Raw genomic sequence first — 13,149 nt, 5'->3', positions numbered from 1 at the left:
TATACTTTACCGTTAAAACAGAGAGTAAGCCTGTCTGATTCGCAATCCAAAAGTTTTATTGATGGGTAAAAACCGAACTTGTAAAGGGTAAATGTCCATAATAGCTTTTGGGTTAAATTTTCTATTAAGTTGAGTACAGGTAGTTCGCAAAATGCCCTAACCCCATTATTGAGGAGAGCAGGCGAAACCTGAAGTAAAAGCTAACGTCAATTTTGTAAAAATAACTGTAAATAGATTTGTCACGACTAAGCAACAATTAAGCTTATAAATCAGGTTGTGATTATGCGATTTCTCAAATTACCCAGGTCTTTACGCCAACTCAGTACTCATGTTTTAGCGATCGCGCTAGGAGTTCTGCTAACCGTTAGCACATTGCAAGTGTTGCCCTCCCAAGCCGAACCAGCACCTATAGTAACTACTGGAGATACTTCACAATTGATTGCCCAACGGCAATCACCAGCCACTGGTGCGATTGGTAGCAGTAGCTTTGTCACAGCAGCAGTGAATCGTGTTGGTTCAGCAGTTGTTCGGATTGATACTGAGCGGACAATTACTCGTCGGGTTGATCCATTTATGGAAGACCCTTTTTTCCGTCGGTTTTTTGGTGACGGTTTCTCGCAGCAGGTTCCTTCTGAACAGTTACGCGGTTTAGGTTCAGGTTTCATTATTGACAAGAGCGGGTTAGTTATGACTAATGCTCATGTAGTCGATAAGGCTGATAAAGTAACAGTCCGACTCAAAGATGGTCGCACCTTTGAAGGGAAAGTTCAAGGTATTGATGAAGTTACAGATTTGGCAGTAGTCAAAATTAATGCTGGTGGCGATTTACCAGTCGCGCCCTTGGGTTCTTCTAATAATGTCCAAGTAGGAGACTGGGCGATCGCAGTTGGTAATCCTCTGGGATTTGATAATACCGTTACTTTGGGAATTGTCAGTACTCTGAAACGTTCCAGCGCCCAAGTTGGCATTAGTGACAAACGCTTAGATTTCATTCAGACAGACGCTGCCATTAACCCTGGTAACTCTGGTGGGCCGTTATTGAATGGCCAAGGTGAAGTGATTGGCATTAACACAGCCATTCGCCCTGATGCGATGGGTATTGGGTTTGCGATTCCTATTGATAAAGCTAAAGCGATCGCAGGACAATTGCAACGTGATGGGAAAGTTGCTCACCCCTATTTGGGCGTGCAAATGCTAACCTTGACACCCGATCTTGCCAAGCAAAATAATACCGATCCCAACTCTCCTATTCAGATACCAGAAATTAATGGTGTTTTTGTAATGCGAGTTGTCCCCAATTCTCCAGCTGCATCTGCGGGTATCCGGCGCGGGGATGTAATTCTTCAAGTTGATGGTAAAGCTATTACCAGTGCTGAACAATTGCAGAACGTTGTGGAAGACAGTCGTCTTGGTCAAGTATTACAGGTGAAAGTGCAACGAGGTAATCAGACACAGCAGCTTTCAGTCCGCACAGCCGAGTTGCAAAATGCATCGTAGGGGCAATATAGCCTATTTTAATTGTGTGGAATAGTAAGGGCACAGCAATGCTGTGCCCAAAGCGCGTGTAGTCTATAAAGGTTTTTAACCTACAAAGGTGGGTAAAGTCTCGTGTAGCCGCGACTTTCAATAGCCAAGGCGAGTAACAATTTAGACTTTTCAAATATCCTTTTTAAATAGAAACTGCGATCCCACTGACTCGCCTCAGTAACTAAAGCAGCCCAACTTCGCGCCCACCGGACGCAGATAACACTTGCATCCTAACCGACCATACTGAAATGTTCCGGTGCAGCGCGATTGTTATACCGTCATCACATACGTTTGCCATTCGTTATATGAGAGGGTAAATCTACGAATTGTCTCTCCTGCAAACTTCTGTCCAAAGTGACCATCATTCACAACACTCGATATTTCCGTAAAACCATTCTTCTCTAAAATGCGACAGGAGGCTGGATTCTTAGACCAACAGCCACTAAACAAACGACGAAAGCCAAGGTCTTGAAACGCTACACTAGCAACTAAACCAACAGCTTGAGTCATGATTCCTTGCCCCCAAAATGGGACTGCCAGCCAATAATCTACTTCAGCACTTAGATTCTTGAAGTCAGGCAGATTCAGACCGATCACTCCCACGAATTGCCCATCAAGAAGAATGGCATGGGGAAATCGTTGGCGCGACTCACGAGCATGAATACATCTTTCAACAAATACTTGTCCACCGTTAGGCGGGTAGGGGTGAGGCACATTACAAGTTGCCGCAAGCCGAGCATCCGAAGCGTAAAGCTGTACTGAGGTCGCATCTTCTACGGTAACTGGGCGTAAAGAAACATTCTGCATAGGGAGCCTACCACCTCATGCTGTAATTTACAGTTTTACTTCGGAGAATGAACTTTAGCACTAATGAATAACTTCTTAATTACTGCCCTAACCCGAAACGGAGACGGCATAACTATTTATTATGCGGAAACTTTCTATATAAATACCTCAAATCGAGTAATTATACAGAATTTTTCTATATAAAATTCATAAGTCAGGGCTATGACCCTAAAGATAACTTAGGCGATCGCTACAACTACTCTAAATCACTTACCAACAGCTAATATTAGACCTTCACGAGCTAGTATTGCTTGAGGAAAAGCAGATTTAACATCGACTTGAACCTGATCAAGAAAATCATCATGATCATCTGGGTGATGATGAGAAATGGCTAGCCGTTTAACGCCAGCATTCAGAGCTGCATTCACCGCAGTTTGCCAAAGCAAATCAGCAGAGTCATGGTTGTCAGATGTAGGCGGAGTGTAAGTAGCATTGGCAATTAGCAAATCAACGCCTTGAATGAACTGTAAAATCCGCTTTCGCTCGACTTGATCGGCATTCTGGTGCAAATCTGTGACATAGGCAACGCTATACTCTTGCCAAGTAACTCGATAGCCAACTGACCTCTGAGTTTGATTAATTAATGCAGTTGTAATAGTGACATCATCTAGCTTCACGTCAATGTCTGGAGTGAGATTGTAAAACTGCAATTCCGACTGCATTACCTGTAAAGGATAAGGAAAGTGTGGCTGGAGCATCTGATCATACAGACATTGTTTAATTGAGGCTCCATTTGATGCAGCTGTGCCGTAAATATGGAAACAATTTTCCCCAATAAATGCTGGAGCAAAAAAGGGAAACCCTTGAATTCTATTTGATTGGCAGTTGGTAAAAAATAAATGGGCTTCTAATGGCTGTTGCATTTCTTGCCAAGTTTTACCCAGTATGCGTAAGCCAGTACCGCCATCAAAAATCAAGCGTTTCCTGGCTACATGCATTTCTACACAAGCGGTATTACCACCATAACGACTGGTATTGCTACTTGGAGTGGGAATCAAACCTCTTACACCCCAAAATTGCACGATAAATTCACCTGCTGGGCTACTCGGCAGGGTTGATGACTTTTCAGGTGCGTAGCTCTGGGAATCCGACAACTCAAAATTTGACATTTTCCTTGAAATTAGACCTTACTGAGCAGATCATCGTAGTGCCGCACTTCTAACAGCCTATTTTTTTCGTCCACAATCACTACCTTAGGAGAGTAACTTTTTAACTCTTCTGGAGTAAACTGCCCGTAAGTCATTATAATCAAGCGATCGCCAATAATGCCTAGACGTGCCGCACCCCCATTTAGCTCAATTATTCCTGAATAGGCTGGAGCCGGGATTGCATAAGTGATAAAGCGCTGACCATTGGCACTATTAACTACTTGCACCTGCTCATAGGGTAAGATGCCAGCTTTTTCCAAAAGCATTTCATCAATGCTGATACTACCCACATAGTTGATATTTGCTCCCGTGAGGGTGCAGTTATGAATTTTTGCCAAAAGGAGAGTGCGCTGCATTTGGGTTTGAGTTAGTGACAGATTTTACAATCCGTAACAAGTGAAAGTTATTAAAGTAAGGATTTAGAAGTGAGGAGTGAGAAATAAAAATTCATAACTCTTAACTCCTAACTCCTAACTCTTAACTCCTCTATTATCCTCTATAAGCTTTGACGGACTTTTCTACTAAAGCTGCAACTTTGTCCACATCTTGCCAACCGAGAATTTCAGTCACCTTTTTTTCCAAATTTTTATAACTACGGAAAAATTCGGCAATTTCATCTAAGCGGTGTGGCGCTAAGTCATTCAGGGATTTGACCTGAGTGTAGCGCGGATCTTTGTCAGGAACACAAAGGATTTTTTCATCGCGATCGCCACCGTCAATCATTTCCAAAAAGCCAATGGGTCGTGCGGCAATCACACAGCCTGGAAAGGTTGGCTCGTCAATTATGACCATACCATCAAGGGGATCGCCATCATCAGCCAAAGTATTGGGTACAAAGCCATAGTCATAGGGATATTGTACCGAGGAATAAAGTACTCGGTCTAGAGCAAAAGCTTCTAACTCCTTGTCGTATTCGTATTTATTTTTACTTTTGCCAGTAATTTCAATCAGAACGTTGATTAGACCTGGTTTCGGTTGGGCAGGAATACGAGATAAGTCCACAAAAAACTCCTCTGATAACAATAAATCACGGGGACACTCAGTCAGTTTCTCTCCCCGTGTAGAATTTTAGGGCAATATGGATCTCTTCCCAACGTATTCATTTCACGAGATTGGGCATTGGAAAGAGGCAGAGGGACGGGGAGTAGGAAGCAGGGGAGGCAGGGGAGCCAAGAGGTATATGTTCAGCCATTCTTATCTCCTCCTGACAGTTCAGATAAGCTTTTTTCTTCCCCCCCTGCTTCCCTTGCATCCCTGCTCCCCCTGCCTGCCTCAACGGATAAATTTCTTAACCCAAGCGTATTGCCCCCTGCAACCCTATCCTGCCTCAACCAAGAAATTCTTTAACCGAACGGTATTGCCTCATCTCTGCCATTCCTAATTGAAATGGAAAAAGCGTTGTGAAGAAACTTCACAACGCTTTTTCCAAGAGTGTATTATTCTGTTACATCTTTAAAATTGCTGTTGGAGGGATTTATTTCTGCCCGTACTCTGTCAAGACAACTAAAATCCGAAGTCACACAATAAAGATTTCAGCTTATTCTTGATGAACTACATTTAAATCTAGAGAGATTGTCTCAAAATTAGTTTTCTCCTTTTTTGTAGCTTTTTTGCTGGTGAAATGCTACTGAAAAGCTTTATCAATCTTGATTTCCTTTAAAATCTTGAACCAGTGGCTGCTGGTTATTTTGAACATCAGTTGAAGAATAGTGGGCGATGACAAATACGGGTAGAATGAGAGTTAATAGAGCGATCGCAGTTCCCACAATGTCTGCCAAACGTTGGGAATATGTGTCGGTATTGGCAGACTGGCTATTTGAATTCATACAAAATTGAATTTGTTCGTAACACTGTATAGGTCTACTCTCTGATTGAGAGTCTTAATTGCCATGTTAGCTATTTTTAAACTGTAGAATGTGTAGCATCTTACAATCTAAACCAGTTCTCTAACTGTCATAATAGTCTTTTTATACATGGAGTTCTTAATACAAAATTAAAATTAAACAAATCATGTTTTATTTTGCAATTAATATTTTTAGATGTTTCCCTGTATGGTGTAATGGTTCGCATACGCAAAGCCAAAGTTGACAGCATCATAAATTACATTTTTTCGCTGCTTAAAGATTAATTAGCAAAACATATTTGTCCGATACTTCATCATTATAACATCTTAAAATGCCTTTGATAAGGTCATTGTACTGGAATTGCTAATTTGTGATACAGGACACAAAACAGCAATTGCACTGAGAAATATTCAATGCTTTTGATTGTTATACAGTAGTTATACACAAAAAATTTGATGCTAGACAAGAAATGGATAGGAGTAATTTTCGTAACCAAGAATAGTTACCGAATAAATACAGATGCATCAATTGCGTGTGCAGAATGGATTCAGTGATACTACTAAACAGATATTTTATAATTTCAATTTTTGAATATAAATAATATCACAGCAATTTTGTCAATCTATATATAGATAGATATAAAAATATTTTAGAAGGTGGCGTAGAGGTCTAGGAGTTATCGGCAAACTTTGCTCATGTCTGAACAAAATACCTAATCCCAATTTACAAATTATAAATCCGTATAAGTTTTTGAATAACAAATTAATCAACTAAAAAAACCGCCACTAAATATCATAGGACGGTCTGGTTAAGCAATCGGAGGGTAATTACAGATTACTCTGCTAATAAATCAAATTGCTGTAACGAAGTTTGCATTAAATTGGGGATTGGGCATTGGGGATTGGACAATAATTAATAGTTCTTCTCCCCCTGCTCCCCCACTCCCTACTCCCTTCCATAAACACTCATTGGTTCCTTGATAAATCGGGTGTAAAGATGCTTAAACGTAGATTTAATTACGCGGGGCATACCAAAATCGATGGGCATTAACTTCTCTGGCAGTCGCCAATCTTCTATTTTTAATAAGTCAGGATTTAAATATGGAAACTCTATATCAGCTAGTTTTGGACAAACTTCTAGCCTTTGGGAAGCTGCAACTGTGGGCACTTGTTCAGGAGGAACATTAAGGATTTCTATCATTGCCCGATCTAAGGCAAATATATCTGATGCGGCTGCTAAAATTCCCAGTTGGCGAGGTTCACCATTACTGGGGCCATTTCCTTCATGACCGATAATGCCATCTAATATGGTTAAGTTAGGGTTAATTGCTCTGGCAGTTTCTACTAACATTTCACCAAATCTATTCGCATCTTTTCCAGCTTCCATATGCCACCAAGCTTTCATTTTGCCGGGGACACAACCAAATAAATTTTTTACACCCAGTGTTAATGTCAATTGCATGTGTGATTTTACTTTAGGTAAGTTAATCACTACATCTGCTTCCATTGCTTCTTTAGACAGCCGCAGATGATTAAAATTGTCACTAACAGTTTGGTAACGCTGACCATGAAAATCGATGATGGGAAGATTGAGTTCTTCTAAAATAGGCAGATAGCCATTTGCTACTGCGACGCCTTTGGCACTGCCAAAAGCAGGGCTATCGCCCAAAAATGGCTTACCGCCAACTTCAATTACCATCTGGGCAACTTCGTAAACTATTTCGGCACGGGTGATACACTCTTTACCAGGACGCGATCCTGTAAGTAGATTCGGTTTGAGTAAAACGCGATCGCCTTTTTTCACAAATGTTGCCATTCCTCCAAAAGGTTCCAGCAGTGTAACTAAAGATTCTTGTAAAGCTTCTCGTTCATAAGATGTAGCCCGAATGAGACTGACAGATGATTTTTGAGTCTGCATGGATAATAAATTACCAGTAATGAAGATATTCTTTTATCTTCCTATTTATACCAATTCTCTAAAATCTCGCGTACTAGTACAGCATTTTATATCTTGCACCAGGCCACTAGAAGTCGCGGCTACACAGACAAAACCTGCCTCCGCAGGTTGAAAAGCCTTGGTTTTGCTCATGTGCCATTAATTAATGAAGTTTTTGAAACAGCACCATTAACTTGCAACAGTGGTTATTTTGTTTAGCAGTTGGTTCACCAATGATTTTGTGGGCTACAGTAGTAAATCGTTTTGATCCGCCAAATTAAATCCAGCCAAAAATGAACCGCAGAGAACGCAGAGTCATGAAAGGCTTTTTGCTCAGTTTTTTCTCTCTGTGTACTCTGCGCCTCTGTGGTAGCCTGCGGCAAGCCATTGACGCTCCTTCTCTGCGAGACGCTACGCGAACGTCGCTACCGCTTCGCTAATGCGTCTACGTTAAAAGAATCGACACTAATCGATTTGCTTTGATTCTCGACTCAGAGGTAAGATAGCACTCATCTGTTCTAGATTTAGCACTGTGGCTAATTCTGCCTCATTCATCAATCCGCGTTCTAAGACAATCTGCCGTAAAGATTTACCAGTTTCTAAAGATTCTTTGGCGACAGCTGCGGCGTTTAAATAACCGATGTGGATATTTAGTGCGGTTACTAAGGCTAAACTACCTTCGGCATAAGCTAAACAACGTTCTTGGTTTGCTGTGATTCCCTCAATACAGCGTTCAGTGAGTGCAGCGATGGTATTACCCAGAATTTCGATGCTGTGAATCAAGTTATAAGCAATCAACGGCATCATCACATTCAATTCTAATTGTCCGGCTTGTGCGGCTAATGCGATCGCACTATCGTAACCCATCACCTGAAAGCACACCATTGATGTCATCTCTGCCATGACTGGGTTATATTTCCCTGGCATAATTGAGGAACCGGGTTGCACTGGGGGGAGTTGAATTTCTTTCAAACCAGTTTTTGGCCCCGAATCCATCAGTCGCAAATCATGAGATATTTTGACTAAATCCTGTGCTAAGTTGCGTAAAGCACCGGAAACATTTACAAATGGGGCCATACTTTGCATGGCTGCCATAAGATGGGGCGCAGGTTCTAAAGGAGTATCAATCAATTCTGAAAGAACTTCTACCACACGGGCGCGATACAAAGGATGAGTATTTAACCCTGTTCCGGCTGCACTACCTCCCAAACCCAGCACCATCAAATCACCAGAGGCGGTGTAAATCCGGTTTTGATGTTCTGTAAGAATTTGCGCCCAAGCCCGAAAATTTTCGCCCAAACGCACGGGTACTGCGTCTTGTAAGTGGGTTCTGCCAGATTTGACGATATCTTGAAATTCTACAGCTTTGTTTTCTAAGGCAGCGATCGCACCATCTATTGCTGGGTGTAATGTCTTGGATAATGCCAATAATCCACCAATGCGAATTGCGGTAGGAATCACATCATTGGTAGACTGCCCATAATTAACGTGATCATTGGGACTAACACGTTTATAATTACCCTTCTCTTCACCCAGAATTTCTAAGGCGCGATTTGCTAAAACTTCGTTGACATTCATGTGGTGGGATGTTCCAGCACCCGCCTGATAAACATCCACGACAAATTGATCCCGGAATTTCCCAGCCAGGATTTCATCAGTTGCTTGGATAATTGCCTGACTAATATCTTGGGGAATGCAATTTAGTTCTCCATTCACAATTGCTGTAGCTTTTTTAATAATTAATCCAGCATCTATGTAAGTAGGTAAAGGCTTTATGCCGCTAATAGGAAAGTTCTCGATAGCTCGCAGTGTTTGAATGCCGTAATAAAGGCTACTAGAAATTTGGCGATCGCCCATCGAATCGCGTTCGATGCGGAATTGAGAGTCTGTGTGTTCAGTCATAGTATTGTTTTAAAAGAGCTACAGAAAACAGATTTTCCCACGCAGCTACACCCAGATACACTAATCTGCATAGATTTTGCATATTTGCTTGGCTGCTTGTTGCTTTACAATTGTTAATTTTGAAGTTTGATTTTTAAATTCCCTATGACCATACCCAACTGGATTACCTTCTCTCGTCTATTAGGGATACCATTTCTGCTTTACGGTTTATATAATCCCACACCTCAAGCTCAGTGGATATGTTTGGCGATTTTTCTTATTGCTGCATTGACTGATTGGCTAGACGGCTATTTGGCGCGAAAACTCAACCAAATTAGTGAGTTGGGTAAGTTTCTTGATCCTTTAGTGGATAAACTTCTGGTACTTGCGCCGTTGCTGGTTTTTATTGAATTAGCAAAAGTGCCAGCTTGGGGAGTGTTTTTGATTTTAGCGCGAGAATTAGCGATCGCTGGTTGGCGGGTGAATCAAACGACGATTACGGGGGCGAATATTTGGGGTAAACTCAAAACTGTTAGTCAAATAGTTGCGATCGCACTTTTGATTGCGCCTCTAGGTAAAGTGTGGCAGACTCCCTCTCTGATAGCCTTTTGGGTTTCTGTCGCCCTAACTTTAATCTCTGGAGGTATTTATCTTGTACCGCAAAATCCAGCTCAGGAAAATCCACGGTTAGATACAAAGCGAACCTAAAATAAAACCACTGTGGCGATCACTTTCAAAAATAATTCAATAAAATTTGATCGAAGTTCTAAGGTATAGTCTTTATTCTTAACCCCTTGTACAGACGCGATTCATCGCGTCTCTTGCGATTCATCGCGTCTCCCCTCACCCCTAACTTTTTTCATGCCATCCAAAATCTTACCACCGCCCCTAAAACCTGGAGACTTACTACGAGTAATTACCCCTAGTGGTGCTTTGCGAGAATTTGAGGCATTAGAACGAAGTGTAGAAATTTGGCGATCGCGTGGTTATCGAGTAGAAATCAGCCCTCAGATAGATGACAAATGGGGTTATCTTGCAGGCACAGACGAAACCCGCCGTCACCAATTAGCAGCAGCATGGCAAGATCCTGATTGTCGTGGTATCCTTTGCGCCAGAGGCGGTTTTGGCAGCACCCGTATCTTAGAAGATTGGAATTGGCCAAACTTAGCGGTTCCCAAGTGGTTGATTGGCTTTTCTGATGTCACAGCTTTATTATGGAGCCTTTATACAGCAGGAATTTCCGGCGTTCACGGCCCTGTGATGACGACTTTGGTAGATGAGCCAGATTGGTCAATTGAGAGATTATTTGATTCGGTAGAAGGTCGTCCTCTCGCCCCTCTTAAAGGTTGCGGCTGGGGTCATGGTGTGGTTACTGGCACTTTACTACCTGGTAATCTCACGGTAGCTACTCATATTTTGGGTACACCAATCTTGCCACATCTGAATGGTGTAATTCTAGCGTTGGAGGATGTTACGGAAGCACCTTATCGCATTGATAGGATGCTGACGCAGTGGCGTTTGAGTGGTGCTTTGTCTCAAGTTTGCGGTATTGCTTTGGGAGGTTTTACTCGCTGTGAAGCGCCGCCAACTATATCTAGCTTTAGGGTAGAAGAAGTATTGCGCGATCGCTTGGGTGATTTGGGGATTCCGATTGTTTCTGATTTACCTTTTGGTCATGATAGCCCCAATGCAGCATTACCAGTGGGTGTAGAGGTAATTTTAGATGGGGATGCGGGAATATTAACAATGCCTACGGCGGCAAGCTACGCGCCATAGTTGGGCGCAAATGTTGATTAGTACTATATCAGTTTCTCAGAATTTTTTGAAACCACTCTTCGGTGCGATCGCCCATAGCTTCTAAAGAGTATAAAGTCTCTGCTTGCTGGCGACAAGCTTGGCGGTCAATTTCATCCAAATGCTTAATCGCTTCTACTAAACCTTGAACACTATCAGGTTCCACCAAAAAGCCAGTTTTGCCTTCTTGGACAATTTCTGTTAAACCACCCCGACGATAAGCAATTAAAGGTACTCCACAAGCAAGTGCCTCTATTGCTACATTTCCAAATGCTTCTATCCAACGAGGAGTTACTAAAAGAGATCGACATTTACCTAACTCTTTTTGTAGCTCAACTGTTGGTAAAAACCCTACATATTCTATGGGAGCATTAGGGTATTCTTGGCAAACTTTTTCCCAGTAAGATATGTCCTGTTTAAACCCAAATATTTTTAGCGTAATACCAGTAATTTCTGCTGCTGCTACTGCATCTTCTAGCCCTTTCTCAGGTGCTATTCTACCTACCCACGCCAAGCTCTGAGTTGGTTTTGGGCAAAATTGATAAATAGATAAATCCAACCCGTTTAACAGACAAATACATCGTTCTGGAAATGTGAAAGTAGCCGCTTGTGTTTGACTGTGAACACCGATAGTATTCGGAAAATTAATTGCTACTTGTTCAATAATTTGATCCATAACATCTGTTAAAGAACCCATGCTGATCAGATGTGCGATCGGACGGTTAAAAAATGGTGTTAAATACAGTGGCAGCCAATCATAAGCAAAATTCACAATTAAATCATAATCTGCTTGCACTTGACGAGCATAATCCCACATATTCGCCAGAACTGAATTTGTATGGAGCAAAATCGGATCACTACGACTCTGATTTTGCGCGGGTATCTGTATTAGTTCTCCAGGAATTTCTTTAATAGGTAAGGAATTGCTGATAGAGCCAAGGGGTGCAACAATTTCTAATTTATGTCCTCGCCGGAGCATCTCTGTAGCAATATTAGATAGGGTTAACTCTACTCCACCTCCCAATCCTGAACCTATAGCACCCATTGGGGTAGACATAAATAATAATTTATGGTACATTTGCAATCGTTAATATATTTTTATAAACATAATTTTTTCACTTAAATAACGTACTTATTGGATTTCGCAATGGCTCCACCCAAAAAGCATTAAGTCGAATTCAACTCTGCTTCTGATAGCAACGGGTTGTAATCAGGTAAGGGTGAAAAACCTCTAAAAAGTGACTCTGGAGTGTATGGAAAAATGCTTCTACTACTTTAGGATCATCTAAATGAAAAGGGTATTCTTGATTAAAACCTTTAAAGAAATACCAATTTACTATCATTTTACCATCAGAGTTCAAAGCTTGATAAAATTGCAATAACTGCTGGCTAGGATCTAACAAATGCTCTAAAACATCAAAGCATAAAATCGTATCAAATTTCTCTTTTTCAGGCATTTCAAGAGCAAAAACTATTTTTTTGCCCAGTCCCATTTTCTCACATCGATACTTAACAAAATCACGATTTATCGGATTAATATCATAATAAATTACTTGCTCAACTTGTGGACAAAGAGCAGCACCAAGAGCATGAGTTCCTATTCCACCACCAAAATCTAAGACTCGACCTTGGGCAGAATCTGCAATCAACCGCAACATATCTCCAATATACTCATGACTTGACAGATGCCAAGCCCCCAATTCAAATAAGTAAAGTTCTCCTACTTTGTCACGATAGAAAGCACTTGCTTCTTGCCAATTAAAATCTTTATGCCCTAAGTTTTTTATTTCTTCTTTTTCTGCTGCTAACTTTGTTTTTACGGTTTCTGAATCTAAATTTAAAAAATCTTGTAGATGATCTTTGAAGTTGAATGAATTTTCTAAAAAGCTACTTAAAAAATAAGGCGTAGTAGAGCTTACCATAAAATTTGTGCTGCCGTAGAATAGACGTATTATAGTCTACAATAGATATTTAAAATTTTATTTAACTTAATTAGCATTCGTGAAGATTGAGATAAAATGTAGTATTTTATATCAAAGCTTTTCTAAAATAGAGATAAAAGAGATTTTTGAACGTTTGAGAATAGAGCAACTTAATCTTCAAAAAAATGACTACACGGCGGTGGGGTTTAAGAAGGGTGAAATGATAGATACCCAAAAAATCTAAAAATTAAT

12 protein-coding genes and 1 pseudogene are annotated in these 13,149 nt (G+C 41.0%); 4 read left to right on the top strand and 9 right to left on the bottom strand.

All coding sequences use genetic code 11. The features are described from left to right. Window positions 1-282 precede the first annotated feature (282 nt). A complete protein-coding gene (locus RMZ43_RS22665) occupies window positions 283-1,497 on the top strand; it encodes an HhoA/HhoB/HtrA family serine endopeptidase (RefSeq protein WP_322653048.1) in 1,215 nt (404 codons plus the stop codon). 300 nt (window positions 1,498-1,797) lie between these two features. Here RMZ43_RS22665 and RMZ43_RS22660 read toward each other — a convergent pair whose 3' ends face one another. The 6 genes from RMZ43_RS22660 to RMZ43_RS22635 form a co-directional block, all read right to left on the bottom strand. Next, complete coding sequence (locus RMZ43_RS22660; protein ID WP_322653049.1) at window positions 1,798-2,334, bottom strand: GNAT family N-acetyltransferase; 537 nt, start codon at window positions 2,332-2,334, stop codon at window positions 1,798-1,800. Window positions 2,335-2,579: 245 nt separating this feature from the next. Then, window positions 2,580-3,482, bottom strand: coding sequence for an MBL fold metallo-hydrolase (locus tag RMZ43_RS22655; RefSeq protein WP_322653050.1), 903 nt, complete (start codon window positions 3,480-3,482; stop codon window positions 2,580-2,582). A gap of 11 nt (window positions 3,483-3,493) precedes the next feature. Beyond that, a complete protein-coding gene (panD, locus tag RMZ43_RS22650) occupies window positions 3,494-3,877 on the bottom strand; it encodes an aspartate 1-decarboxylase (RefSeq protein WP_322653051.1) in 384 nt (127 codons plus the stop codon). Between the two features lie 133 nt (window positions 3,878-4,010). Then, window positions 4,011-4,523, bottom strand: coding sequence for an inorganic diphosphatase (locus tag RMZ43_RS22645; RefSeq protein WP_100901064.1), 513 nt, complete (start codon window positions 4,521-4,523; stop codon window positions 4,011-4,013). Window positions 4,524-5,161: 638 nt separating this feature from the next. Continuing rightward, window positions 5,162-5,347, bottom strand: a complete 186-nt coding sequence (locus RMZ43_RS22640) for a hypothetical protein (protein WP_322649248.1) — start codon at window positions 5,345-5,347, stop codon at window positions 5,162-5,164. A gap of 963 nt (window positions 5,348-6,310) precedes the next feature. Beyond that, window positions 6,311-7,282: a DUF362 domain-containing protein gene (locus RMZ43_RS22635; RefSeq protein ID WP_322653052.1), complete on the bottom strand. Its 972-nt coding sequence runs from the start codon at window positions 7,280-7,282 to the stop codon at window positions 6,311-6,313. 162 nt (window positions 7,283-7,444) lie between these two features. On the opposite strand from RMZ43_RS22635, the pseudogene RMZ43_RS22630 reads away from it, so the two are divergent. Further along, window positions 7,445-7,581: pseudogene (locus RMZ43_RS22630) on the top strand (cation transporting ATPase C-terminal domain-containing protein); the annotation flags it as partial. Window positions 7,582-7,765: 184 nt separating this feature from the next. Here RMZ43_RS22630 and RMZ43_RS22625 read toward each other — a convergent pair. Further along, complete coding sequence (locus RMZ43_RS22625; RefSeq protein ID WP_322653053.1) at window positions 7,766-9,202, bottom strand: aspartate ammonia-lyase; 1,437 nt, start codon at window positions 9,200-9,202, stop codon at window positions 7,766-7,768. A 144-nt stretch (window positions 9,203-9,346) separates the two neighbouring features. On the opposite strand from RMZ43_RS22625, the gene pgsA reads away from it, so the two are divergent. Then, a complete protein-coding gene (pgsA, locus tag RMZ43_RS22620) occupies window positions 9,347-9,889 on the top strand; it encodes a CDP-diacylglycerol--glycerol-3-phosphate 3-phosphatidyltransferase (protein ID WP_322653054.1) in 543 nt (180 codons plus the stop codon). 153 nt (window positions 9,890-10,042) lie between these two features. Further along, a complete protein-coding gene (locus RMZ43_RS22615; RefSeq protein ID WP_322653055.1) occupies window positions 10,043-10,957 on the top strand; it encodes a S66 peptidase family protein in 915 nt (304 codons plus the stop codon). A 28-nt stretch (window positions 10,958-10,985) separates the two neighbouring features. Here RMZ43_RS22615 and RMZ43_RS22610 read toward each other — a convergent pair whose 3' ends face one another. Further along, window positions 10,986-12,053, bottom strand: coding sequence for a glycosyltransferase family 4 protein (locus RMZ43_RS22610; protein WP_322649254.1), 1,068 nt, complete (start codon window positions 12,051-12,053; stop codon window positions 10,986-10,988). 100 nt (window positions 12,054-12,153) lie between these two features. Then, complete coding sequence (locus tag RMZ43_RS22605) at window positions 12,154-12,897, bottom strand: class I SAM-dependent methyltransferase (protein ID WP_322649255.1); 744 nt, start codon at window positions 12,895-12,897, stop codon at window positions 12,154-12,156. Window positions 12,898-13,149 lie beyond the last annotated feature (252 nt).

The organism is Nostoc sp. CmiVER01, from assembly GCF_034531135.2.
Lineage (GTDB): Bacteria > Cyanobacteriota > Cyanobacteriia > Cyanobacteriales > Nostocaceae > Nostoc.
The sequence above is the reverse complement of the archived record's forward strand: the minus strand, read 5'-3'. Positions and strand labels throughout refer to the sequence as shown.